We start from the raw sequence: 23,227 nt of genomic DNA on the forward strand, positions 1-23,227 counted from the left end.
TAGTGGAGAAGGGGCTGAAGAGACGTGTGAGGTGGTGAGGACCTCCAGTTTGTCAGCCCTTGTCGAGGTACTGCTCGCGCTCCTCGTCCAGGAGCGCGTCCAGGGCCGTACGCAGGCCCGGCAGGTGCTCCAGGTCCGGGTCGCCGGCGACGACGGCCGTCGCCTCCTGCCGGGCCTCGGCGATGATCTCCTCGTCCTCGATGACGGCGAGCATGCGCAGGGACGAGCGCACACCGGACTGGGCCTGGCCGAGGACGTCGCCCTCGCGGCGCTGCTCCAGGTCGATACGGGAGAGCTCGAACCCGTCGAGCGTGGCGGCGACGGCGCCGAGACGGGCGCGCGCGGGGCTCGCCTCCGGCATCTCGCTGACCAGGAGACACAGGCCGGCCGCCGAGCCACGGCCGACGCGGCCGCGCAGCTGATGGAGCTGGGAGACGCCGAAACGGTCGGCGTCCATGATCACCATGGCTGTGGCGTTCGGCACGTTCACACCGACCTCGATGACCGTGGTCGCGACCAGGACGTCCGTCTCGCCCGCGGCGAAGCGGCGCATCACGGCGTCCTTGTCGTCGGGCTGCATCCTGCCGTGCAGAACCTCCACCTTCAGCCCGCGCAGGGCGCCGTGGGCCAGCTCCTCCGCGACCTCGAGGACGGCGAGCGGAGGCCGCTTCTCCGCCGCGTCCTCGGGAGACTCCTTCTTGCCCTTGCCCTTCTTGCCCTGCTCCTCCTCGTCTCCGATGCGGGGGCAGACGACGTACGCCTGATGCCCGTTCTCCACTTCCTCGCGTACGCGCTCCCAGGCGCGCGCGAGGAAGTGCGGCTTGTCGGCGGCGGGCACGACGTGGGTGGCGATCGGCGAGCGCCCGGCGGGCAGCTGATCGAGGACGGAGGTCTCCAGGTCGCCGAAGACCGTCATCGCGACCGTACGGGGAATGGGGGTGGCCGTCATGACCAGCAGGTGCGGGGGCTGCTTGCCCTTGCCGCGCAGGGCGTCGCGCTGCTCGACGCCGAAGCGGTGCTGCTCGTCTACGACGACCAGTCCCAGGTCGTGGAACTGGACCTTGTCCTCGATCAGGGCGTGCGTCCCGATGACGATGCCCGCGTCACCCGTGACGAGGTCGAGCAGGGCCTGGCGTCGGGCCGCGACGCCCATGGAACCGGTGAGCAGGACGACCTTGGTGGAGTGCTCGGCGCCCCCGAGCATCCCACCCTCGGCGAGCTCGCCCATCATCTCGGTGATGGAGCGGTGGTGCTGCTGGGCGAGGACCTCCGTCGGCGCGAGCATCGCGGCCTGTCCGCCCGCGTCGACGACGGCGAGCATGGCGCGCAGGGCGACCATCGTCTTCCCGGAACCGACCTCTCCCTGGAGCAGGCGGTGCATCGGGTGTTCGGTGGCGAGGCCGTCGAAGATCTCCTTGGAGACCTTCTGCTGGCCGTCGGTGAGGGTGAAGGGGAGCTTCGCGTCGAACGCCGTGAGCAGGCCGTCGCCGCGGGGGACGCGGGCCACGGCGGGCAGCTGCGCGTCGGCGAACCTCCGCCTGGCGAGGGCGACTTGGAGGACGAACGCCTCGTCCCACTTGAGGCGGGCGCGGGCGTCGGCGATGTCCGCCTTCGTGTGGGGCCGGTGGACCTTCAGGAGTGCTTCGGGCAGCGGGACGAGGCCGCGGCCCTCACGCAGCGAGTCCGGCAGGGGGTCGAGTGCCTCCTGGGCGCTGGGCAGCACCATGTCGACGGCCTTGGCGATCTTCCACGACTCCAGCTTGGCCGTGGCCGGGTAGATCGGGATGAGGGCGCCGGCCCAGGAGCCGATCGCCTCGTCGGCCTCGCCGGCGTCCAGAGCGTCGGCCCGCAGCAGCTCGTACGCCGGGTGCGCGAGCTGCATCTTGCGGTTGAAGACGGAGGCCTTGCCCGCGAACATCGCGCGCGTGCCGGGCAGGAGGTCCTTGTGCGGCTTGTGGATGCCCCGGCCGAAGAAGACCAGCTGGAGCTGGCCGCTGCCGTCCGTGATGGTCACTTCGAGGCGCTGGCCGGTGCCTCCGTTGAACTTCAGGATGCGGGCGCTCGCGACCTGGGCGACCACGGTGACGTGCTCGTCGAGGGGCAGGTCGGCGAGGCGGGTGAGCTCGCCGCGCTCCGCGTATCTGCGCGGATAGTGGTGGAGCAGATCACCCACCGTGTGCAGGTCCAGGTGCTCGGCCATCACCTTCGCGGTGGCGGGACCGAGCGCTTTCTTCAGCGGTTCTTCGAGCGCGGGCACGGAATTCATTTCACACCATGGCTCTGACATCGGCGGCCGGCGATCCCGCGATCCGCGACGTCGGGCGTCGGCAGAACGCCGGAGTCACGGCGTGCCCTTCAGGCACCGGACAGGGCTCGTCCGTCATGCATCCGCGTCAGCGGACGGGTGAGAAGCGGTCGCGTCTGCGCACGGCGGAGTCAACCGCACATCACGCCACTGACGTCTCAGGCTCGTCGAGACGTGAACGCTTTCCCGACGACCTCATTCGACGCCGATGAGCATGAGCGCGGAGTTCCGTCCGCCCCGGTAGACCACGGTGTCGACGGCCAGGTACGTCTCGCGTACGTGCTGTTCGAGCCGGTCGGCGATCTCGTCGGGCACCTCGTCGCCGAGGACGAGGGTGACCATCTCGCCGCCCGCGGCCAGCATCCTGTCGAGGGTCGTGCGGGCCGTCCGCGTCACCTCTTCGCCGATCACGGCGACGTCCCCGTCGATGAGACCGAGGTAGTCCCCGGCCTGGCAGATGCCGGCCATCGTCCACGACTGCCGCTCGGCGACGGCCAGTTCGGCGTAGCGGGTCGCGCCGGCCGCCGACGTCATCGCGACGACGTCCTCGTCGAAGCGGCGCTCCTTCTCGTGGACGGCGAGCGCGGCGATGCCCTGGATCGCGGACCGGGTGGGGATGAGGGCGACCCGCACGCCTTCGGTGCGGGCCTGCTCGGCCGCTGCCGCCGCGGTGTGACGCAGCTCGGCGTCGTTCGGCAGGAGCACCACTTCGCGCGCGTGCGCCCGCCGGATCGCCTCGACCAGTTCACCGCTGCCGGGCACCTCGCCGGGTCGCTCGGGTACGACGGTGGCGCCCGCCTCGCTGTACAGACCGGCGAGCCCCTCTCCGGGGACGACGGCGACGATCGCACGCTGGGCGGGTTCCCCGGTCGGCGCGGAGCCGGACGTGGGGTGCGTCATATGGGCGTCACCGACGGCGAAGTGCGTGATGCGGATGCGGTACGGGCGGCCGGCCTCGACGCCCGCCTCGACGGCGGCGCCCGCGTCGTCGACGTGCACATGGACGTTCCACAGTCCGTCGCCGCCGACGACCACGAGGGAGTCGCCGAGGCCGTCGAGCCGGGTCCGCAGCCGTGCCACGGCCCGGTCGTCGGCCTCCAGGAGGTAGATGACCTCGAAGGCGGGCCCTTCGCCGTCCGCGCAGTCCAGCGACGGCTCGGCGGGCACGCGCGCGTGGTGCACGCCCCGGCCGGCCGGAGGTGCCACCGGGTCGCCCGAGAGTGCCTGCGTCAGCGCACCGAGCACGGCCACGAGCCCGCGCCCGCCCGCGTCCACGACACCCGCGCGCCCCAGGACCGCGAGCTGTCCCGGCGTCGCGTCGAGCGCGGCACGGGCACCGTCGTACGCGGCGCGGGCCACGTCACCGCAGTCTCCCGGGTGACCGTCGGCGGTGTCGGCGGCGGCGGCGGCCACCGTCAGGACCGTGCCCTCGACGGGGTGGGCGACCGCCTCCCGGGCCGACTCGGCGGCTCGGCGCAGTGCGCGCCGCAGGGTGTCCCCGTCGGCGCCTTCGCTGTGATCCGCCTCACCGCCGGCGTCGCCGGCGAGGACCTGGGCCATACCGCGCAGGAGCTGCGCGAGGATCGTTCCGGAGTTTCCGCGGGCCCCTATCAGAGCTCCGTGAGCCATCGCGTGGACGACGTCGGGCAGCGCGGGCGGTGCGGGTTCGAGGCCCGTGAAGACCGCTTCCACCGCCTGTACCGCGGACTCGACGGTCAGGTACAGATTGGTGCCTGTGTCCCCGTCCGCGACGGGATAGACATTGATCGCGTCGATCTCCTCGCGGTCCCGCCCGAGCGCCTCCAGGGCCAGTGCGCACCAGGCGCGCACCGCGTGGACGTCGAGCACCTGCGGCACCTGCGCCTCCTAGAGCAGCCGAACTGGCATCGCAGCGTAGACCCCGGAGGGGGTGCCTCCGGAAGAGGGCCCGGGACGGCAACCGGGGCAACCATGGTAGTTTCGTTCTACCGAAGCAGCCGTTGTATGCTGCTCCGGTTGCCCGATATCCATCGGGCCTTCCCCTGGCACCGCCACTCAGATCCTCCGATCCGATCCCGGCATGCCGGGATCAACCGTAAGTGCATCTGAAGTCTTGGAGTGACCCGTGGCTGCCAACTGCGACGTCTGCGGCAAGGGGCCGAGCTTCGGCAACAACATTTCGCACTCGCACCGCCGTACGTCCCGTCGCTGGAACCCGAACATCCAGCGTGTGCGTGCAGTGGTCGGGCGGACGCCGAAGCGGCTCAACGTCTGCACCTCGTGCATCAAGGCCGGCAAGGTCTCGCGCTGACGTAACGCGTAGCGCGGCCACCTAGCTGGTTGCTTGAAGGACCGGTCCCCTCGGGGGCCGGTCCTTTTTCATGCCGTTTCCATGTGGCTTCCCTGCGGCTTCCATGCTGTTCTCACGCCATTTGATGCTGTTTCATGCAGGGCGGAGTCCGCGGAGCACCGCACAGACCCGGGACGCTCGCCCCGCCCCCTGCCACAATCTGACCAATGCGCTTCGGCATCCTCGGCCCTCTGGACGTACGCGCCCCCGACGGCACCCCAATGGATCCCGGCGGTCCGCGCCCGCGGGCGTTGCTGACGCTGCTGCTCCTTCAGGCGGGCCGGACCGTTCCGGCGGAGCGCCTGATCGACGGCCTGTACGGGGACGAGCCGCCGGCCGGCGCCGCGAACGCCCTCCAGTCGCAGGTCTCACGGCTGCGCAAGCGGCTCTCCCTCGACATCGAGGCCACCCCCGCGGGCTACCGGCTGTCCGTCGGCCCGGACGACGTGGACGTGCACCGTTTCGAGCGGCTGGCCGCCGAGGGCGAGCGGGCGCTCACCGCCGGGGACCCTTCCCGGGCATCCGCACTCCTCGGGGAGGCACTCGGGCTCTGGCGCGGTCCCGCGCTCGCCGACCTGCCTGCCACCTTCCCCGGCCGTCTCGACGAGATCAGGCTCACCGCCGCCCAGACCCGCATCGAGGCGGAACTCGCGCTCGGGTCGGCCGGCGGTCTCGTCCCCGAGCTGCGGGAGCTCATCTCCGCCCACCCCCTCGGCGAACGCCTCTACGGTCAGCTGATGCGCGCCCTCCACGCGGACGGGCGGCCCGCCGAGGCGCTCGCCGTGTACGAGGAGGTGCGGCGCGTCCTCGCCGACGAGCTGGGGGCCGATCCGTCGGCGGAGCTCTCCGCGCTGCACCGGGAACTCCTGCGGGGGCGGGAACCCGCGCGCGGACGGGGCGTTCCGGCGCAGCTGACCCGGTTCGTCGGACGGACCGACGAGCTGTCGCGGATCGACGCCCTGCTCGCCGGGGCGCGGCTCGTGACGCTGACGGGTCCGGGCGGGGCGGGCAAGACCCGGCTCGCGGCCGAGGCCGCGCGGGACAGGGCCGACGTGTGCTGGGCCGAGCTGGCGCCCCTCGCCGGCGGGGAGCAGGTGCCGTACGCGCTGCTCGTGGCGCTCGGGGTGCGTGAGGGGTTCCGAGGGTCGCAGGGGGATCCGGTCGAGCGGCTGATCGACGCGCTGGAGGGGCGCGAGGTGCTGCTCGTGCTCGACAACTGCGAGCACCTCGTAGACGACGCGGCCCGCACCGCCGGCGTGCTCCTCGGCGCGTGTCCCGGGCTGCGGATCCTTGCCACGAGCCGGGAGGCGCTCGGCATCACCGGTGAGGCGCTGTGCCCCGTGCCGCCCCTCGCGGCCGGACCCGCGGCGCGTCTGTTCATGGACCGGGCGGCCGCCGTACGGCCCGACGCCGATCTGCACGCGCGCGTGGAGGCCGTTCACGCGATCTGCGAGGCCCTCGACGGGCTGCCGCTGGCGATCGAACTCGCCGCGGCCAGGCTGCGCACTCTCACGGTGGACGAGCTCGCCGACCGCCTCGGCGACCGCTTCCGGCTGCTGTCCCGCGGCGACCGCACCAAGGCGCCCCGGCACCGCACGCTGCGCGCGGTCGTCGAGTGGAGCTGGGAGCTGCTCGACGAGGAGGAACGGGATCTCGCGCGGCGGATGGCCGTGTTCGCCGGAGGGTCGTCCGGGGGCGCGACGCTCGCCGCGGTCGAGGCGGTGTGCGGGGTGCCGTACCCGGAGGACCTGCTGGCCTCGCTCACGGAGAAGTCCTTCCTGGAAGCGACCGGTGGGCGCTACCGGATGCTGCAGACGATCCGCGCGTTCTGCGCGGAGCACCTGGCCGACGAGGGCGAGCTGTCGCGGCTGCGGGACGCGCACGCCGCGTACTTCCGGGGGCTGGCGGCGCAGGCCGAGCCGTATCTGCGCGGCGGCGGGCAGCTGCCGCGGCTGGCCACGCTCGGGGCCGAGCGGGACAACCTGTCGGCGGCCCTGCGTCATCTCGTGGGCGCGGACCCGCGCGCGGCACTGCGGCTGATGGCGGACCTGTCCTGGTTCTGGCGGCTGCGCGGGCTGCACGGCGCGCATGTGCCGCTGGCCCGCGAACTGCTCGCGGCGCTCGGGGACGAGCCGCCGGAGGACCTTGCCGAGGAGTACGTCCTGTGTGTGATCAACACGGTCGCGGGCGACGGGAGCGACCCGCGCGAACCGCAGCGCCTGGCCCGCGCGGAGGCCGTGCTCGCGTCCCGGGAGCACGCGCTGCGGCGGCCGTTCGTGGTGGTCCTGTGGTCGGTGACGTACGGGCCGCAGTACGCCGTGCAGGAGCGGGTGCGCCGGCAGGTCGGCGAAGCGCCCTGGGGGCTCGCGCTGCTCGATGTCGGCCTGGGCTTCCAGGAGTGGTTCGCGGGGCGGCCCGCCACGTCGGAGGAGCATTTCGAGCGGGCGCTCGCCGGCTTCCGGGCGACCGGCGACCGGTGGGGCATGGCCAACTGCCTGGATCCGCTGGGCATGTTCGCCGACTGGCGGGGTGATCGGGAACGGGCCCTGGCTCTGCTCGACGAGGGTCTCGCGCACGTGGCCGCGCTCGAAGCCCCGGAGGAGACCGCCGATCTGCTGCACCGGCGCGCGTACGTCCTGCTCCACCAGGGCCGACTCCCGGACTCGGCCGACCACTTCACGCGGTCGGCCGCGATGGCCCGCACGGCGGCCGTTCCCGACAAGGTGGCGAGCGCGCGGCGCGGGCTCGGCGATGTGGCCCGGATCGGCGGGGACACGGAGCACGCGCGCGTGCACTACGAAGCAGCTCTCGAACTGTGCGCGGCGAACTGGTTCAGCGTCGGCGAGACCGTGCGGACCCTCATCGGTCTGGGCCGCGTCGCGCTCGCCGCGTCACGGCCCGACGAGGCGCGCGACTGGTTCGAGCAGGGCATCGCGCTCTGCGAGGGGCCCACGCGCGTCCTCGAACTCGCCGATGCGGCCGAGGCGTTGGCCTCCGTGGCGCAGGATCCGCGCGAGGCCGCGGTGCTGCTCGGGGCCGGTGCGGGCCTGCGCGGGGTCGCGCTCGCCGGGGACCCGGACGTCGCCCCCGTGGAGGCGCGGGTCCGTGCGGCGCTCGCTCCGGAGACGTACGAGAAGGCGTACGAGGAGGGCCGGACGATGCGGTCAGCGGCGGTCAGCGGACGGTAAGCGAGTGGTCAGGGCCGCCCGCGAGGCTCGGGGACATGAAGAACTCACACACCCCGTACGCGTCGACCCGGCTGTCCCACCTCGATGTCCTCGTCTCCGGCGCCAGCGTCGCCGGCCCCGCCGTCGCCCTCGCCCTGTCCCTCCACGGAGCCCGCGTCACCGTCGTCGAGAAGGCCGCCGCCCTGCGCGAGGGCGGATTCGCGGTCGACTTCCGCGGCCGGGTGCACCGCACGGTCCTGACCGCCCTCGGCATCCACGACGACATCCACGCGCGCCAGACCCGCATGGGCCGCCAGACGGTCGTCGACGCCGACGGCACCCCGCGCGTCGATCTGCCGGCGGAGCTGATGAGCGGCGACGTGGAGATCTTCCGCGGCGACCTCGCCCACATCCTGTACGAGCACGGCAGGGACAGGGTGGAGTACGTCTTCGGGGACTCGATCGCCACCCTGGCCGAGGGTGACCGCGGGGTCGACGTCACCTTCGAGCGCGCGGCACCCCGCCGCTTCGACCTCGTCGTGGCCGCCGACGGACTGCACTCCCCCACCCGCCGCCTCGTGTTCGGCGACGAGTCCCGCTACCTGCGGTTCCTCGACCACTACGTGGCCGGCTTCGGGATCCCCAACCACCTGGGCCTCGACCGCACCGGCCGGCTGTACAGCGACCCGGGCCGGGCGGTCTGCGTCGGCAACTACGACGGTGACCCGGACCGCGCGGGCGCGCTCCTGGTGTTCCGCTCCGAGCGTCTCGACCACGACCGCAGGGACGTGGACCAGCAGAAGCGGATCCTCGCGGAGCGGTTCGCGGGGATGGGCTGGGAGGCACCGCGGGTCCTCGAGGCGCTGGAGGACGCGGACGACCTGTACTTCGACGCCATCGCGCAGATCCACGTCGACCGGCTCAGCGAGGGCCGCGTGGTCCTGCTCGGCGACGCCGGGTACGGCGCCACGATGGGCGGCATGGGCACCGGCGTCGCGATCGTCGGCGCGTACGTCCTGGCGGGTGAACTGGCCCTGGCCGGCGGCGATCACCGCACCGCGTTCGCCGCCTACGAGGCGCAGATCGGGGACTTCGCGAAGGGCTGCCAGAAGATCTCGGGCAACGCGGGCCCGTTCTTCGCCCCGCCCACCGAGCGCAAGATCCGCAGCCGCGACCGGATGTACCGGTTGCTCAGCTCCCGCCTGATGGCCGGGTTCTTCAAGCGCCTGACGGAGAAGGCAGCGACCGCGCTCGATCTGAAGGACTACCCGGCCCTGCTGGACGCACCGGCCGCGGCGGTACGCGACCGGTGAGCCCGTCAGGCCTCCACGTCCCCGAAGTGGTCCCAGCCGCCCTTGTTCGTCCACGGGGCGCCGTCGACCGTCACCTGGGGCAGCGCCGAGGGGTTGAGGACCTCGCCGATCACCTTCCAGCGGGCGGGCAGCTTCACGTCCGGCGGAAACGTGGCCACGATCGCGTGGTCCTCTCCCCCGGTGAGCACCCACTGGATCGGGTCGACGCCGACGGCCTGCCCGATGTCGTTCATCTGCGAAGGCACGTCGACCTTGCCGGACTTGATGTCGATACGGACCTTGCTGGCCTCCGCGATGTGCCCCAGGTCGGCGATGAGGCCGTCGCTGACGTCGCACATGGCGGTGGCGCCGAGCCCGGCGGCCGCGGGGCCCGCGTGGTACGGCGGCTCGGGCCGGCGGTGGGCCTCGACGAAGGCGCGGGGCGAGCGGAAGCCGCGCGAGAGGACCGCGTGCCCGGCCGCGGACCAGCCGAGCCAGCCGGTCACCGCGACGACGTCGCCGGGCTGTGCGCCGGCGCGCGTGACCGGCTCGTGGTTGCGCATGTCGCCGAGCGCGGTGATCGCGACGGTGATGGTGTCGCCGCGCACGACATCGCCTCCGACGACGGCGGCGCCCGCGACCTGGCACTCGTCGCGCAGACCGTCCATCAGCTCGTTCGGCCAGCTGGCCGGGAGTTCGGCGGGGACCACGAGGCCGAGCAGGAGCGCGGTCGGTACGGCGCCCATGGCGGCGATGTCCGCGAGGTTCTGCGCGGCCGCCTTGCGCCCGACGTCGTAGGCCGTGGACCAGTCGCGGCGGAAGTGCCGCCCTTCGAGGAGGACGTCCGTGCTGACGACGACCCTGCGGTCCGGCGCGGCCACCACGGCCGCGTCGTCGCCCGGGCCCAGTCGTACGGCCGGGGTGGTGGTGAGCCGGGAGGTGAGCTCTCGGATGAGCCCGAACTCGCCCAGCTCGCCGACGGTGCCCTTCATGCGCGTACTACCCCTTCTGCCCCGGTCCGCTTGCGGTCGCGAGCCGTCTCTGTCATCGGTACGGTCATTGTCGTGGGCGGGACCGTCGCGTGGACCGGTGCCCGCCGCCCTTCAGTCGCAGTGTGTACGCCACAGTCACCGCGGGTCTCCCCGCGGCGAGCGGCGACGCGATACCGTGGCGTCTCTTCTCCCCACATGATCCTCGTGGCCGCCCTGGAGGTTCCGTGGTACAGGCGTACATCCTGATTCAGACCGAAGTCGGCAAGGCGTCGACCGTAGCCGAGCTGATCGGCAAGATCCCGGGGGTGATCCAGGCCGAGGACGTGACAGGTCCCTACGACGTCATCGTGCGCGCACAGGCCGACACAGTCGACGAGCTGGGCCGCATGGTGGTCGCCAAGGTCCAGCAAGTGGACGGCATCACCCGCACCCTGACCTGCCCGGTCGTGCACTTGTAGCCCCCGTCTAACCTTGGCCGGTGAACTTCTTCCGTCACCGGCCCCGCCTTGCCACCGGGCTCCCCGCCCTGGCCCTGCTGCTCGCCGTCTCGGGCTGCTCCTCGGCAGACGACACGGCACACGCAGCGGTTCCCACCCCTGACGCCAAGGTCACGGACCTCTGCCGGAACCTGCACAAAAGGCTTCCGGACACGGTGGACGGGCACGGAAGGAACGACCCCTCTCCGCGGTCCGAGCTGACCGCGGGGTGGGGAGATCCGGCGATCATACTGCGCTGCGGTGTCGCACGGCCCGCGCTGATGGACGACCCCCAGGCTCTGCCGGTGAAGGTGAACGGCGTGGGCTGGGCGTACGAGAAGCGGGACGACGGCACGCAGGTGCTCACGACGACGCTGCGGGTCGCCTACGTGGAGGTCACCCTGCCCAAGGAGCTGGCCGCCGAGGGGGCCTCGCCCCTGGTCGACTTCGCCGGGCCCGTCAAGAAGGCGATCCCCGAAGGGATCGCCGACTGACGTGCGCGGATCGGATCGCTACGTGACTAGCGCAGCCCCGTCGACCGGTTCAGCGCCGCCTCGATGAGGCGGTCCACCAGCTCCTGGTAGCTCACGCCGCTCTCCTGCCACATCCGCGGGTACATGGAGATCGGGGTGAAGCCGGGCAGCGTGTTGATCTCGTTGATCACGAACTCGCCGTCCTCGGTGAGGAAGAAGTCGGCGCGCACGAGGCCCTCGCAGGACGCCGCGTCGAACGCCTCGACCGCGAGCCGCTGCACCTCGGCCGTCTGCTCGTCGGTGAGCGGCGCGGGCACGATGCCGGACGCCGAGTCGATGTACTTGGCCTCGAAGTCGTAGAAGTCGTGGGCCTGGACCGGCGGGATCTCGGCCGGCACGCTCGCGCGCGGCCCGTCCTCGAACTCCAGGACTCCGCACTCGATCTCGCGGCCGACGAGCGCCGCCTCCACGATGATCTTCGGGTCGTGGCTGCGGGCCTCCTCGATCGCCTCGTCGAGACCTTCGAAGGAGTCGACCTTGGTGATGCCGATCGACGAGCCCGCGCGCGCGGGCTTGATGAACAGCGGCCAGCCCTGCTCGCCGACGAAGTCCGCGATGCGGCGCCGCGCGCCCTCGCGGTCGTTCTCCCACTCGCGCGGCCGGATCACCAGGTAGGGGCCGACCTTCAGCCCGAACGAGGTGAACACCCGCTTCATGTAGTCCTTGTCCTGGCCGACGGCCGAGGACAGGACGCCACAGCCGACGTACGGCGTCCCGGACAGGTCGAGCAGGCCCTGGATGGTGCCGTCCTCGCCGTACGGGCCGTGCAGGACGGGGAACACGACGTCGACGTCGCCGAGGACCTTGGGCACGGAGCCGGGCTCCGTGTAGACGACCTCGCGGCTCGACGGGTCGACGGGCAGCACGACCCCGCCCTCGGCGGACTCGGCGAGCTCGGCGACGTCCGGCACCTTGCGGTCGGTGATGGCCATCCGCTCGGGATCGTCGGCCGTCAGCGCCCAACGCCCCTCCCGCGTGATGCCGATCGGCAGCACGTCGTACTTGGTGCGGTCGATGGCCCGCAGCACGGCGCCTGCGGTGACGACGGACACGCCGTGCTCGGAGCTGCGACCGCCGAAGACGACGGCCACACGGGGCTTCTGGCCCGACGGGCGGCTGCTCTGGGGAAGGTTCTCGCTGCTCATATCGCGTTGAGCGTACCTGCTGGTAGCAGCGGAGTCAGCGTCCGGCGACGCCCGCGTCAGCGCCGTTCGGCCTTGGCGCTGCGTGACATGAGCTCCTTCAGGGCGACGACCGGGGGCTTCCCCTCGTGCACGATGCCGACGACGGTCTCGGTGATCGGCATGTCGACGCCGTGCCGGCGCGCCAGGTCGAGCACCGACTCGCAGGACTTGACGCCCTCGGCGGTCTGCTTGGTGACCGCGATGGTCTCCTGGAGGGTCATGCCCTTGCCCAGGTTCGTGCCGAAGGTGTGGTTGCGCGACAGGGGCGAGGAGCAGGTGGCGACGAGGTCGCCGAGGCCCGCGAGCCCGGAGAAGGTGAGCGGGTCGGCGCCCATCGCGAGGCCGAGCCGGGTGGTCTCGGCGAGGCCGCGCGTGATGAGCGAACCCTTCGCGTTGTCGCCGAGGCCCATGCCGTCGGCGATGCCGACGGCGAGCCCGATGACGTTCTTCACGGCTCCGCCGAGCTCGCAGCCGATCACGTCGGTGTTCGTGTACGGCCGGAAGTACGGCGTGTGGCAGGCGGTCTGGAGGCGCTGCGCAACCGATTCGTCACGGGAGGCGACGACGGCGGCGGCGGGCATCCGGGCGGCGATCTCGCGGGCGAGGTTGGGGCCCGTGACGATCGCGATGCGGTCCTCGCCGACCTTGGTGACGTCCTCGATGACCTCGCTCATCCGCATGGCGGAGCCGAGTTCGACGCCCTTCATGAGGGAGACGAGGACCGTGCCGGGCGCGAGCAGCGGCGTCCACTCGGCGAGGTTGGCGCGCAGCGTCTGCGAGGGCACGGCGAGCACCGTGAACTCGGCGCCGTCCGCGGCCCCGGCGGCGTCGGTCGTCGCCCTGACGTTGGCGGGAAGTTCGACGCCGGGGAGGTAATCGGGGTTCTTGCGCGTGGAGTTGACCGCTTCGGCCAGTTCGGGCCTGCGTGCCCACAGGGTGACGTCGCACCCCGCGTCGGCGAGCACCATGGCAAAGGCCGTACCCCAGGAGCCGGTTCCGAAGACGGCCGCCTTGACGGGTGGGGTCACTTGCTCTCCTCAGGACTTCCGTGCTGGACGGCGGCCGAACCGGCCTGCTCCGTAAGGGCGTTGACGTCGGCGGCCTTGCGGCGCTGCGCGATGCGCGCCTCACGGGGGTCGTAACGCCGCTGCGGCGGCTGCTCGCCGCGCAGTTCACCGAGCAGTCCGGTGATCGCCGTCATGATGACCTCGGTGGCCTCCTTGAGGAGTTCCGGGGTCATCTCCCTGTCGTAGAAGCGCTCCAGGTCGACCGGCGGTCCGGCGAGGACGTGGTGCGTCTTGCGCGGCAGCAGGTCGGGCTTCTTCGCGTACGGCGCGAGCACGAGGTTGGCGCCCCACTGGGCGACGGGAATGACGGGGCACTTGGTCTGCAGTGCCACGCGCGCGACGCCCGTCTTGGCGGTCATGGGCCACAGGTCCGGATCGCGGGTGAGGGTGCCCTCGGGGTAGAAGGCGACGCACTCCCCGCGCTCGACGGCGTCGATGGCGGCACGGAACGCGCTGAGCGCATTCGTGGTCTCGCGGTAGACGGGGATCTGCCCGGTGCCGCGCATGACGGCCCCGATGAACCCCTTCTTGAAGAGCCCGTGCTTGGCGAGGAATCGCGGAACGCGTCCGGTGTTGTACTGGAAGTGCGCGTACGCGAACGGATCAAGATGCGAATTGTGGTTCACCGCGGTGATAAAGCCGCCGTCAGCCGGAATGTTCTCCATTCCGCGCCAGTCCCGCTTGATCAGAACCACGAGCGGCGGTTTAGCGATGACCGCCGCCAGGCGGTACCAGAAGCCGATTCTGCGGCGGGACACTCGGACACCTTCCTCTATGGACCGTGAAGGCCCTCTCGGACCTGGTCGGCCGCACAAGTGTCGCCCCGGGCCGCCGGTCTGTCGAGAACACCGTACGCCCGCGCGTTTATGCCCACCTCATGCGCCGGGCCACAATGAGCGCGACCCGAAGGGACGGACCTCACGTGCAGTGGACCCTCGTGATACCGCTGAAACCCCTGGTGCGGGCCAAGAGCAGGCTGGCGCCCACCGCGGGTGACGGGGTGCGCCCCGGGCTCGCGCTGGCGTTCGCGCAGGACACCGTGGCCGCCGCGACCGCCTCGGCCGGGGTACGGGATGTGGTGGTAGTCACGGACGACGCGCTCGCCGGGAGGGAGCTGGCCGCCCTGGGCGCCCTGATCGTCCCCGATGCGCCGGGGGCGGGCCTGAACGCCGCCCTGGCGCACGGTGCGGCGGCGGCGCGGGCCCGGCGCCCGGACGCGGCGGTGGCGGCGCTCAACGCCGATCTGCCGGCCCTGCGGTCGGCGGAATTGTCCCGGGTTCTCGCGGAGGCCGCGCTATTTCCCCGCGCATTTCTCCCCGATGCGGCGGGAATCGGGACCACACTTCTCAGTGCGGGTTGCGGTACTCAATTGCGTCCCGCATTCGGCACCGCGTCCCGCGCCCGTCATGCCGCGTCCGGCGCGGTGGAACTCCCGCTGACGGGCGTCGACTCCGTACGCCAGGACGTGGACACCGGCGAGGACCTGCGGGTGGCGCTGTCGCTCGGCGTCGGCCCGCGCACGGCGGGGGCGGCCGCCGGGCTGCTGATCCCGGACTGAGTACGCTGGCTGTATGCAGGCGACCGCGTACACATACGACCCCGACTCCCGCTCCGGCAGCGTGCTGCTCGACGACGGCACCCCCGTGCCGTTCGACGGCCCGGCGTTCGACGCGGGCGGCCTCCGGCTGCTGCGCCCCGGGCAGCGGGTCCGTATCGAGGTCGAGGGTGAGGGCGAGGACCGGCGCATCACGCTGGTGACGCTGCAGACGCTCTGAGCCTGCGCCGCACCGGGCTTTCGCGCACACACCGCGGGCCGGGCTCCCCGAGGGGAGCCCGGCCCGGCGCGTGAGGGGCCCTTGAGGCCGTCGCCCTACTTCTTGCGGGCGGTGGTCTTCTTGGCGGTCGTCTTGCGCGCAGTGGACTTCTTGGCGGGCGCCTTCTTGGCCGTGGCCTTCTTGGCGGGCGCCGTCTTCTTCGCGGTGGCCTTCTTCGCGGCGGTCTTCGCCGGGGCGGCCTTCTTCGCGGTGGCCTTCTTCGCCGTGGCGGTGGTCTTCTTGGCGGTGGCCTTCTTCGCCGTCGCCGTGGTCTTCTTCGCCGTCGTCTTCTTGGCGGTGGCCTTCTTGGCGGTGGTCTTCTTCGCCGTCGCCTTCTTGGCGGTCGTGGCCTTCTTGGCCGCGGCCTTCTTGACCGTCGCCGCGGCGCCGCCGGTCAGGCTGCCCTTGGGCGCCTTCTTGACCGCGACCTCCCCACCACGCGGGAGCTTCTTCGAACCCGCGACGAGGTCCTTGAAGCCCTGACCGGCACGGAAACGCGGAACGGAGGTCTTCTTGACCCGTACGCGCTCACCCGTCTGCGGGTTACGGGCGTAGCGGGCGGGGCGGTCGACCTTCTCGAACGAGCCGAAGCCGGTGACCGAGACCCGGTCCCCGCTGACGACGGCACGGACGATGGCGTCCAGGACCGCGTCGACGGCGTCCGCGGCCTGCTGACGGCCGCCGACCTTGTCGGCAATCGCTTCTACGAGCTGCGCCTTGTTCACGTCTTCCCCTTCGGAGACATTGCCGGAACGTATCCGGTCCGGCTTTTTCGCACGTTAGGCAGATATATACCGCAAATCAAACACGAAACGGGCTAATCACCCTTGTGCCGCAACGAACTCGGGCTGTCGCGAAGTTCTTCAGTGGTCCTCTTGTGAGAATCGGCCCTCGTCGAGGTCCACCATGAATCGGTCCAGTCGCCTTGCCGCATCGGCGAGATCGTGCTTGGCCGCGGCCGTAATGACCAGCAGCTTCCGGGTCAGCGCCATCCGTACGCCCTCCGGGACTTGCAGTGCGCGCACCCTGGAGTGCGCTTCCTTGAGTTGGTCCGCGACCGCCGCATAGAGCTGGAGTTGGCCGTCGTGTTCCATGCACAGATTGTGCCATCTGGGGCGAGTTGTCGCCTCCGCAGGGGGTAACTGCCGTCCCTGGCGGGCCTCCTGGGCCCCTTCGAGAGACCTGCGCGCAGGGGCGCACCAAGGCGCGCGTACCCGGTGAACACCCTTGAAAACACAGGGAGTTGAGAGCTCCGGAACGGCACTTGGGGAGCGTTCCGGGGCCGGACACAGCTGTACCCCCAACCGTCCACGATTGGGGGTACAGAGGCTTGTTGCGATGGCCGGAATCAGCCTTGCAGAGTTCAGATCTGCACGGTCTGCGGCTTGAACGCGGGACGCTTGGACTCGTACTCCGCGATGTCGGCCTCGTTCTGGAGCGTGATGCTGATGTCGTCCAGGCCGTTCAGCAGCCGCCAGCGCGCGTTCTCGTCGAGTTCGAAGGCGGCGGTGACGCCCTCGGCCCGTACTTCACGCGCCTCGAGGTCGACCGTGATCTCGGCCTGGGGGTCGTTCTCCACCAGGTTCTGGAGCGCGTCCACGACCTTCTGGTCGAGCACCACCGTGAGCAGGCCGTTCTTGAGCGAGTTGCCGCGGAAGATGTCGGCGAACCGCGAGGAGATGACGGCCTTGAAGCCGTAGTTCTGCAGCGCCCACACCGCGTGCTCACGGGAGGATCCGGTGCCGAAGTCGGGACCTGCCACCAGGACCGTGGCGCCCTCGCGTTCGGCCTTGTTCAGCACGAACTCGGGGTCCTTGCGCCAGGCCTCGAAGAGCCCGTCCTCGAAACCGTCCCTGGTGACCTTCTTGAGCCAGTGGGCGGGGATGATCTGGTCGGTGTCGACGTTGCTGCGGCGCAGCGGGACGGCCCGGCCGGTGTGCGTGGTGAATGCTTCCATGGCTGATCAGACTCCAGCGGGCGTACGGGCGTCAGTGTCGGACAGGTCGGCCGGAGAGGCCAGGCGGCCAAGCACGGCGGTGGCGGCGGCGACCTGGGGCGAGACCAGGTGCGTACGGCCACCCTTGCCCTGCCGTCCCTCGAAGTTGCGGTTCGAGGTGGACGCGGAGCGCTCGCCGGGGGCGAGTTGGTCGGGGTTCATGCCCAGACACATCGAGCAGCCCGCGTGCCGCCATTCGGCGCCGGCCTCCTTGAAGACCTTGTCCAGGCCCTCGGAGACGGCCTGCAGACCCACCCGCGCGGAGCCGGGAACGACCAGCATCCGTACGCCGTCGGCGACTTTGCGGCCCCCGACGATCTCGGCGGCGGCGCGCAGGTCCTCGATGCGGCCGTTGGTGCACGAACCTACGAAGACGGTGTCGACCTTGATGTCGCGCAGCGGCTGCCCGGCGGTCAACCCCATGTATTCCAGGGCCTTTTCGGCGGCGAGGCGCTCCGAAGCGTCCTCGTACGAAGCAGGGTCGGGGACCTGCGACGACAGGGGCGAACCCTGGCCGGGGTTGGTGCCCCAGGTGACGAACGGCGACAGCGCGGCGGCGTCGATGACGACCTCGGCGTCGAATTCCGCGTCGTCGTCCGACTTCAGCGTCTTCCAGTACGCCACCGCGGCGTCCCAGTCCTCGCCCTTGGGGGCGTGTGCGCGGCCCTCCAGGTAGGCGAAGGTGGTCTCGTCGGGGGCGATCATGCCCGCGCGGGCACCGGCCTCGATCGACATGTTGCAGATGGTCATGCGGGCTTCCATCGAGAGCTTCTCGATGGCGGAGCCGCGGTACTCCAGGATGTAGCCCTGGCCGCCGCCCGTACCGATCTTCGCGATGATCGCGAGGATCAGGTCCTTGGCGGTGACGCCGTCGGGCAGCTCGCCGTCGACGGTGATGGCCATCGTGCGCGGGCGGGCCAGCGGCAGCGTCTGGGTCGCCAGGACGTGCTCGACCTGGGAGGTGCCGATACCGAAGGCCAGCGCGCCGAACGCGCCGTGCGTGGACGTGTGGGAGTCACCGCAGACGACCGTGGTGCCCGGCTGGGTCAGGCCCAGCTGCGGGCCGACGACATGCACGACGCCCTGCTCGACATCACCCAGCGAGTGCAGGCGCACACCGAAGTCGGCACAGTTCTTGCGCAGCGTCTCCAGCTGGGCGCGCGAGACCGGGTCCGCGATCGGCTTGTCGATGTCGAGGGTCGGGGTGTTGTGATCCTCGGTCGCGATGGTGAGGTCGAGGCGCCGCACCTGGCGACCGGTCTGACGCAGGCCGTCGAAGGCCTGCGGGCTGGTCACCTCGTGCAGCAGGTGCAGATCGATGAAGAGGAGGTCGGGCTCGCCCTCGGCGCGCCGGACGACGTGGTCGTCCCAGACCTTCTCCGCGAGTGTCCTACCCATCGCTTTCCCTCCGGCCGGCATCGTGAGCCGGCCCAACTAGAGATCGTGGTCGCCGACGTCCGTACCCCTCGTACCGGACGTGGACGTCCCGGCCCGTTGGTCTGCGGGCCGCTGTAAGTACAGGGTGTCAAGTTTCACGGGAAATTGAACTTGCGTTTCACAGAGTGAGACGCGAGTATCGACGCATGGACAACTCTAGCGGCGTCGGCGTTCTGGACAAGGCGGCCCTTGTTCTCAGCGCCCTGGAGTCCGGTCCGGCCACCCTCGCGGGACTGGTCGCGGCGACCGGACTGGCAAGACCCACGGCACACCGTCTCGCCGTGGCACTGGAACACCACCGCATGGTGGCGCGTGACATGCAGGGCCGATTCATCCTCGGCCCGCGCATGGCCGAGCTGGCCGCGGCGGCGGGCGAGGACCGCCTGCTCGCCACGGCGGGCCCGGTGCTCACCCACCTCCGTGACGTGACGGGCGAGAGCGCGCAGCTCTATCGCCGGCAGGGCGACATGCGCATCTGCGTCGCGGCCGCCGAGCGCCTCTCGGGCCTCAGGGACACCGTCCCCGTGGGTTCCACGCTCACGATGAAGGCGGGCTCGTCGGCGCAGATCCTGATGGCCTGGGAGGAGCCCGAGCGCCTCCACCGCGGCCTCCAGGGCGCCCGCTTCACGGCGACGGCCCTGTCGGGCGTACGGCGCCGCGGCTGGGCCCAGTCGATCGGCGAGCGGGAGCCGGGCGTCGCGTCCGTCTCCGCGCCGGTGCGCGGCCCCTCGAACCGTGTCGTCGCGGCGGTCTCGGTCTCCGGACCGATCGAGCGCCTGACGCGCCACCCGGGCCGCATGCACGCGCAGGCCGTCATCGACGCGGCGGGCCGCCTCTCCGAGGCCCTTCGCCGCACCGGCTGACCCTCTCCCACCACACACCGTCCCCCTCGGGCCGGTCGCTTCAACGCCGCAGCGACCGGCCCGAGTTGAGACCTCGGCGACATGTCACGGCCACGCGCTCCGGGCAACGCGAAGAGGCCCTCCCCTGCTGGGGAGGGCCTCTTGTCGTGTTGTACCCCCGACCGGATTCGAACCGGCGCTACCGCCTTGAGAGGGCGGCGTGCTAGGCCGCTACACAACGGGGGCAAGGATCTTGTGTTGCCACGCGATCCAGCTGGGCTACCAGGACTCGAACCTAGAACAACGGAACCAGAAACCGTCGTGTTGCCAATTACACCATAGCCCAATGCGATCCAGGCCTGGATGGCCCGATCAGTACCCCCGACCGGATTCGAACCGGCGCTACCGCCTTGAGAGGGCGGCGTGCTAGGCCGCTACACAACGGGGGCCCTAGCGATCCTGCATGAAAAACAGCGGGTGCGACCCGGACTGTCCCCCTGGGAAGGATCTGTACCCCCGACCGGATTCGAACCGGCGCTACTGCCTTGAGAGGGCAGCGTGCTAGGCCGCTACACAACGGGGGCTTTGCGGATCTGGAATCCGCGATGCAGATAAGCTCTGCGAGCTGGCCTACCAGGACTCGAACCTAGACTAACGGAACCAGAAACCGTCGTGCTGCCAATTACACCATAGGCCATCAAAAAGCAACCCCTTGCGAGGGTTCTGTTTGATTTACGCTTTCGGGTCCGGCCTGTCGGCCCGTTTCCCTCGGCGCAGGAAGAACATTACCCGAAGGTGGACGGCGCTCCAAAACGGGTATCCGGGGCCAGCAGGGCGGGGAGCTGATCGAGCGCTGTGATGCGGGTGAGTTCGGGACGGCCGCCGGCGTGCGCGCGGTCCAGCCAGATGCCGGTGAGCCCCGCCTCCTCGGCGCCGCGGGCGTCGGTGTCGGGCTGGTCGCCGACGTACGCGACCTCGTGCGGGGGCAGTTCCAGGGCCTCGCACGCGGCGTGGAAGGCGGCGGCCTGCGGTTTGGCCACGCCGAGTTCGGCGGCGCAGACGACGGCCTCGAAGCGGTCCCTGACGCCGAGGACGCGCAGCTTGCGGTCCTGGTTGTGCAGCGAGGAGTTGGACAGGACCGCGTGCCGGTGGCTCTCCGCGAGCAGGTCGAGCACGGGGACGGTGTCGGGGAAGAGCGCCCAGGCGGCCTCGTAGTGGACGATGTAGCGCCCGAACCAGGCATCCGCCTCGGCGTCGTCCATGTCGTCGGCGCCGCGCCCCACGAAGGCCCGTACGCGATTGCGGCGCTGGTCCTCCCAGTCGGTCTCGCCCGACTCGAAGCGCGCCCAGTGCTCCCGGGTCAGGGTCCGCCAACGGGCGAGGGCCTGGCCGACGGAGGTGAATCCGTCGGCCAGGCCCTCGGCCCGAAGGTGGTCCCGCATTCCCGCGCGGTCCGCGTTCGCGTAGTCGAAGATCGTGTCGTCTACGTCCCACAGGACCGCGCGGATCGGCATGTGCCCGAGTTTAGGCCGTGAGCTTGGCCAGGGCGGCGTCGATGCGGGTCAGGGTCTTGTCCTTGCCCAGGATCTCCAGGGACTCGAAGAGGGGCAGGCCGACCGTGCGGCCGGTGACGGCCACGCGGACCGGGGCCTGCGCCTTGCCGAGCTTGAGGCCGTGCTCCTCGCCGGCGGCCAGGACGGCCTCCTTGAGGGAGTCGGCCGACGCCCAGTCGGCGGCCTCGAGCTTCGCGCGGGCCGAGGTCAGGAGGCCGACCGGGTCGCCCTTCATGGCCTTGGTCCAGGACGCCTCGTCCTCCACCGGCTCCTTGAGGAACAGGAAGTCGACGTTGGCCGTGATGTCGGACAGGACCGTCACGCGGGTCTGCGCGTGGGGGGCGATGGCCTCCCAGGCCGCCTGGTCGAAGTCCTCGGGCGCCCAGTTGGCGAACGGGGCGCGCAGCCACGGCGCGCAGGCCGCCGCGAACGCCTTCGCGTCCAGCATCCGGATGTGGTCGCCGTTGATCGACTCGGCCTTCTTCAGGTCGAAGCGCGCCGGGTTCGAGTTGACGTCCGCGAGGTCGAACTTCGCGACCATGTCCTCGATGGAGAAGACGTCCTGGTCGGCCGAGAAGGACCAGCCGAGCAGGGACAGGTAGTTGAGCAGGCCCTCGGGCAGGAAGCCGCGCTCGCGGTAGAGGTTGAGCGACGCCTGCGGGTCACGCTTCGAGAGCTTCTTGTTGCCCTCGCCCATCACGTACGGCAGGTGGCCGAAGGCGGGCGTGAGCTTCGCGATGCCGAGCTCGGTGAGCGCCTTGTAGAGGGCGATCTGGCGGGGCGTGGAGGAGAGCAGGTCCTCGCCGCGCAGGACGTGGGTGATCTCCATCAGGGCGTCGTCGACCGGGTTGACCAGCGTGTACAGCGGGGCGCCGTTCGCGCGGACGATGCCGAAGTCCGGGACGTTCTCCGGCTGGTAGGTGATCTCGCCGCGGACCAGGTCCTCGAAGGTGATCGCCTCGTCGGGCATGCGGAAACGGACGATGGGCTGCCGGCCCTCGGCCTCGTACGCGGCGGTCTGCTCGGCGCTCAGGTCGCGGCAGTGGCCGTCGTAACCGGAGGGCTTGCCGGCGGCGCGGGCGGCGTCGCGGCGGGTGTCGAGCTCCTCGGTGGAGCAGTAGCAGCGGTAGGCGTGGCCTGCGGCGAGGAGCTTCTCGGCGACGTCCTTGTAGATGTCCATGCGCTGCGACTGGCGGTACGGCGCGTGGGGGCCGCCGATCTCGGGGCCCTCGTCCCAGTCGAAGCCGAGCCAGCGCATCGAGTCGAGGAGCTGCTCGTACGACTCCTCGGAGTCGCGGGCCGCGTCGGTGTCCTCGATGCGGAAGACCAGGGTGCCCTGGTTGTGCCGGGCGTAGGCCCAGTTGAACAGCGCCGTGCGGACCAGGCCCACGTGGGGGTTGCCGGTCGGGGACGGACAGAAACGTACGCGGACGTTCGCGTTAGCCACGCTTGATCACCTTGTTGGTGAGAGTGCCGATGCCTTCGATGGTGACGGCGACCTCGTCGCCGACGTTGAGCGGGCCGACCCCTTCCGGGGTGCCCGTGAGGATCACGTCGCCGGGGAGCAGCGTCATGGCCTCGGAGATGTTGACGACCAGGTCCTCGATCGAGTGGATCATCTGGGACGTGCGGCCGAGCTGGCGCTGCTGTCCGTTGACCGTGCACTGGATCGTCAGGTCGCCGGGGTCGAGGTCCGTCTCCACCCAGGGGCCGAGGGGGCAGGAGGTGTCGAAGCCCTTGGCCCTGGCCCACTGTTTCTCGCGCTTCTGCACGTCACGCGCGGTGACGTCGTTCGCGCAGGTGTAGCCGAGGATGACGTCCTTGACGCGCTCGCGCGGGACCTCGCGGCACATGCGGCCGATGACCACGGCGAGTTCGGCCTCGTAGTGCAGTTCCTGCGAGAAGGAGGGGTACGCGATCTCGTCGCCGGAGCCGATCACCGAGGTGGACGGCTTGAAGAACGCGAAGGGGGCGTCCGGGACCTCGTTGCCCAGTTCCTTCGCGTGTTCCGCGTAGTTGCGGCCGAAGGCGACGACCTTGTTCGGGAGCACCGGCGGCAGAAGCCTGACCTTGCTCAGCGGGACCTTCGTGCCGGAGAGTTCGAAGTCCGCGAACGGGATGCCCTTGATGATGTCGAGGACAAGCCCATCGGTCGTTCCGGGGGGACTGTCGCCCTCGACCGCGCCGAAGGCGACATTGCCGTCGATGGAGAATCTGGCGATGCGCACGGGTGCCTTGCG

At 70.9% G+C, this 23,227-nt stretch carries 21 protein-coding genes and 5 tRNA genes; 8 read left to right on the forward strand and 18 right to left on the reverse strand.

The features are described from left to right. Window positions 1-52: 52 nt before the first annotated feature. Window positions 53-2,266, reverse strand: a complete 2,214-nt coding sequence (recG, locus tag ACFC96_RS18450; protein ID WP_376613142.1) for an ATP-dependent DNA helicase RecG — start codon at window positions 2,264-2,266, stop codon at window positions 53-55. A gap of 234 nt (window positions 2,267-2,500) precedes the next feature. Then, on the reverse strand, window positions 2,501-4,162 hold the full coding sequence (locus ACFC96_RS18455) for a DAK2 domain-containing protein (protein ID WP_376613144.1): 1,662 nt from the start codon (window positions 4,160-4,162) through the stop codon (window positions 2,501-2,503). Between the two features lie 247 nt (window positions 4,163-4,409). Between ACFC96_RS18455 and rpmB the strand changes: the two genes are divergently transcribed. The 3 genes from rpmB (at window position 4,410) to ACFC96_RS18470 (ending at window position 9,114) form a co-directional block, all read left to right on the forward strand. Then, window positions 4,410-4,595, forward strand: coding sequence for a 50S ribosomal protein L28 (gene rpmB, locus ACFC96_RS18460; protein ID WP_003951095.1), 186 nt, complete (start codon window positions 4,410-4,412; stop codon window positions 4,593-4,595). 206 nt (window positions 4,596-4,801) lie between these two features. After that, window positions 4,802-7,822: a BTAD domain-containing putative transcriptional regulator gene (locus tag ACFC96_RS18465; protein WP_376613146.1), complete on the forward strand. Its 3,021-nt coding sequence runs from the start codon at window positions 4,802-4,804 to the stop codon at window positions 7,820-7,822. A 35-nt stretch (window positions 7,823-7,857) separates the two neighbouring features. After that, window positions 7,858-9,114 carry an FAD-dependent monooxygenase gene (locus tag ACFC96_RS18470; RefSeq protein ID WP_376613148.1) on the forward strand — a complete coding sequence of 419 codons (1,257 nt, stop codon included), beginning with the start codon at window positions 7,858-7,860 and terminating at the stop codon, window positions 9,112-9,114. Window positions 9,115-9,119: 5 nt separating this feature from the next. On the opposite strand, the gene ACFC96_RS18475 is transcribed toward ACFC96_RS18470, so the two are convergent. Next, window positions 9,120-10,085 carry a thiamine-phosphate kinase gene (locus ACFC96_RS18475; RefSeq protein ID WP_376259214.1) on the reverse strand — a complete coding sequence of 322 codons (966 nt, stop codon included), beginning with the start codon at window positions 10,083-10,085 and terminating at the stop codon, window positions 9,120-9,122. A 224-nt stretch (window positions 10,086-10,309) separates the two neighbouring features. On the opposite strand from ACFC96_RS18475, the gene ACFC96_RS18480 reads away from it, so the two are divergent. Together ACFC96_RS18480 and ACFC96_RS18485 are read left to right on the forward strand one after the other, a co-directional pair. Beyond that, the gene (locus tag ACFC96_RS18480) at window positions 10,310-10,543 is read left to right on the forward strand and encodes an Lrp/AsnC family transcriptional regulator (RefSeq protein ID WP_016642988.1); all 234 of its coding nucleotides are present in this window, start codon (window positions 10,310-10,312) and stop codon (window positions 10,541-10,543) included. A gap of 20 nt (window positions 10,544-10,563) precedes the next feature. Then, window positions 10,564-11,055 carry a DUF3515 domain-containing protein gene (locus ACFC96_RS18485; protein ID WP_266559633.1) on the forward strand — a complete coding sequence of 164 codons (492 nt, stop codon included), beginning with the start codon at window positions 10,564-10,566 and terminating at the stop codon, window positions 11,053-11,055. Window positions 11,056-11,081: 26 nt separating this feature from the next. Here the strand turns inward: ACFC96_RS18485 and ACFC96_RS18490 are convergent, their stop codons facing one another. The 3 genes from ACFC96_RS18490 to ACFC96_RS18500 are packed head-to-tail and all read right to left on the reverse strand — an operon-like array spanning window position 11,082 to window position 14,103. Beyond that, window positions 11,082-12,239 (reverse strand): D-alanine--D-alanine ligase family protein, encoded by a 1,158-nt coding sequence (locus tag ACFC96_RS18490; protein WP_376259216.1) that lies wholly within the window; start codon window positions 12,237-12,239, stop codon window positions 11,082-11,084. Window positions 12,240-12,295: 56 nt separating this feature from the next. Next, on the reverse strand, window positions 12,296-13,306 hold the full coding sequence (locus ACFC96_RS18495) for an NAD(P)H-dependent glycerol-3-phosphate dehydrogenase (RefSeq protein ID WP_376613150.1): 1,011 nt from the start codon (window positions 13,304-13,306) through the stop codon (window positions 12,296-12,298). Further along, window positions 13,303-14,103 carry a lysophospholipid acyltransferase family protein gene (locus ACFC96_RS18500; protein WP_376259219.1) on the reverse strand — a complete coding sequence of 267 codons (801 nt, stop codon included), beginning with the start codon at window positions 14,101-14,103 and terminating at the stop codon, window positions 13,303-13,305. Before ACFC96_RS18500 ends, ACFC96_RS18495 begins: the two co-directional genes overlap by 4 nt. 164 nt (window positions 14,104-14,267) lie before the next feature. On the opposite strand from ACFC96_RS18500, the gene cofC reads away from it, so the two are divergent. Further along, on the forward strand, window positions 14,268-14,903 hold the full coding sequence (cofC, locus tag ACFC96_RS18505) for a 2-phospho-L-lactate guanylyltransferase (protein ID WP_376259221.1): 636 nt from the start codon (window positions 14,268-14,270) through the stop codon (window positions 14,901-14,903). Between the two features lie 13 nt (window positions 14,904-14,916). Next, on the forward strand, window positions 14,917-15,120 hold the full coding sequence (locus ACFC96_RS18510; RefSeq protein ID WP_376259223.1) for a hypothetical protein: 204 nt from the start codon (window positions 14,917-14,919) through the stop codon (window positions 15,118-15,120). A 95-nt stretch (window positions 15,121-15,215) separates the two neighbouring features. Here the strand turns inward: ACFC96_RS18510 and ACFC96_RS18515 are convergent, their stop codons facing one another. The 4 genes from ACFC96_RS18515 to leuC form a co-directional block, all read right to left on the reverse strand. Beyond that, window positions 15,216-15,884, reverse strand: a complete 669-nt coding sequence (locus tag ACFC96_RS18515; protein WP_376259224.1) for an HU family DNA-binding protein — start codon at window positions 15,882-15,884, stop codon at window positions 15,216-15,218. A gap of 138 nt (window positions 15,885-16,022) precedes the next feature. Next, window positions 16,023-16,253: a hypothetical protein gene (locus ACFC96_RS18520; protein ID WP_266559656.1), complete on the reverse strand. Its 231-nt coding sequence runs from the start codon at window positions 16,251-16,253 to the stop codon at window positions 16,023-16,025. Between the two features lie 269 nt (window positions 16,254-16,522). Further along, window positions 16,523-17,116, reverse strand: coding sequence for a 3-isopropylmalate dehydratase small subunit (gene leuD, locus ACFC96_RS18525; RefSeq protein ID WP_376259226.1), 594 nt, complete (start codon window positions 17,114-17,116; stop codon window positions 16,523-16,525). Between the two features lie 6 nt (window positions 17,117-17,122). Further along, window positions 17,123-18,553, reverse strand: a complete 1,431-nt coding sequence (gene leuC / locus ACFC96_RS18530) for a 3-isopropylmalate dehydratase large subunit (protein ID WP_376259228.1) — start codon at window positions 18,551-18,553, stop codon at window positions 17,123-17,125. A gap of 185 nt (window positions 18,554-18,738) precedes the next feature. Between leuC and ndgR the strand changes: the two genes are divergently transcribed. After that, on the forward strand, window positions 18,739-19,455 hold the full coding sequence (gene ndgR, locus ACFC96_RS18535) for an IclR family transcriptional regulator NdgR (RefSeq protein ID WP_100595026.1): 717 nt from the start codon (window positions 18,739-18,741) through the stop codon (window positions 19,453-19,455). Between the two features lie 152 nt (window positions 19,456-19,607). On the opposite strand, the gene ACFC96_RS18540 is transcribed toward ndgR, so the two are convergent. The 8 genes from ACFC96_RS18540 to ACFC96_RS18575 all read right to left on the reverse strand — a co-directional run bounded on the left by ACFC96_RS18540 (window position 19,608) and on the right by ACFC96_RS18575 (window position 23,215). Continuing rightward, window positions 19,608-19,680 (reverse strand) — tRNA-Glu (locus ACFC96_RS18540). A 28-nt stretch (window positions 19,681-19,708) separates the two neighbouring features. Continuing rightward, a tRNA-Gln gene (locus ACFC96_RS18545) sits at window positions 19,709-19,780 on the reverse strand. 30 nt (window positions 19,781-19,810) lie between these two features. Next, a tRNA-Glu gene (locus ACFC96_RS18550) sits at window positions 19,811-19,883 on the reverse strand. 62 nt (window positions 19,884-19,945) lie between these two features. After that, window positions 19,946-20,018: transfer RNA gene (locus ACFC96_RS18555), tRNA-Glu, on the reverse strand. A 41-nt stretch (window positions 20,019-20,059) separates the two neighbouring features. Beyond that, window positions 20,060-20,131: transfer RNA gene (locus ACFC96_RS18560), tRNA-Gln, on the reverse strand. Between the two features lie 88 nt (window positions 20,132-20,219). Further along, window positions 20,220-20,948, reverse strand: coding sequence for an HAD family hydrolase (locus tag ACFC96_RS18565; RefSeq protein ID WP_376613152.1), 729 nt, complete (start codon window positions 20,946-20,948; stop codon window positions 20,220-20,222). A 10-nt stretch (window positions 20,949-20,958) separates the two neighbouring features. After that, complete coding sequence (gene gltX / locus ACFC96_RS18570; RefSeq protein ID WP_376613154.1) at window positions 20,959-22,434, reverse strand: glutamate--tRNA ligase; 1,476 nt, start codon at window positions 22,432-22,434, stop codon at window positions 20,959-20,961. After that, window positions 22,427-23,215 carry a fumarylacetoacetate hydrolase family protein gene (locus tag ACFC96_RS18575; RefSeq protein WP_376613156.1) on the reverse strand — a complete coding sequence of 263 codons (789 nt, stop codon included), beginning with the start codon at window positions 23,213-23,215 and terminating at the stop codon, window positions 22,427-22,429. The genes gltX and ACFC96_RS18575 overlap by 8 nt, the downstream gene beginning before the upstream one ends. Between the last annotated feature and the right edge of the window lie 12 nt (window positions 23,216-23,227).

The organism is Streptomyces sp. NPDC055955, assembly GCF_042270245.1.
GTDB lineage: Bacteria > Actinomycetota > Actinomycetes > Streptomycetales > Streptomycetaceae > Streptomyces.

Coding starts and splice junctions, on each gene's coding strand:
- recG (WP_376613142.1), bottom strand. CDS start 2,266: ATGAATTCCGTGCCCGCGCTCGAAGAACCGCTGAAGAAAGCGCTCGGT.
- ACFC96_RS18465 (WP_376613146.1), top strand. CDS start 4,802: ATGCGCTTCGGCATCCTCGGCCCTCTGGACGTACGCGCCCCCGACGGC.
- ACFC96_RS18470 (WP_376613148.1), top strand. CDS start 7,858: ATGAAGAACTCACACACCCCGTACGCGTCGACCCGGCTGTCCCACCTC.
- ACFC96_RS18475 (WP_376259214.1), bottom strand. CDS start 10,085: ATGAAGGGCACCGTCGGCGAGCTGGGCGAGTTCGGGCTCATCCGAGAG.
- ACFC96_RS18490 (WP_376259216.1), bottom strand. CDS start 12,239: ATGAGCAGCGAGAACCTTCCCCAGAGCAGCCGCCCGTCGGGCCAGAAG.
- ACFC96_RS18510 (WP_376259223.1), top strand. CDS start 14,917: ATGCAGGCGACCGCGTACACATACGACCCCGACTCCCGCTCCGGCAGC.
- ACFC96_RS18520 (WP_266559656.1), bottom strand. CDS start 16,253: ATGGAACACGACGGCCAACTCCAGCTCTATGCGGCGGTCGCGGACCAA.
- leuD (WP_376259226.1), bottom strand. CDS start 17,116: ATGGAAGCATTCACCACGCACACCGGCCGGGCCGTCCCGCTGCGCCGC.
- leuC (WP_376259228.1), bottom strand. CDS start 18,553: ATGGGTAGGACACTCGCGGAGAAGGTCTGGGACGACCACGTCGTCCGG.
- ndgR (WP_100595026.1), top strand. CDS start 18,739: ATGGACAACTCTAGCGGCGTCGGCGTTCTGGACAAGGCGGCCCTTGTT.
- ACFC96_RS18565 (WP_376613152.1), bottom strand. CDS start 20,948: ATGCCGATCCGCGCGGTCCTGTGGGACGTAGACGACACGATCTTCGAC.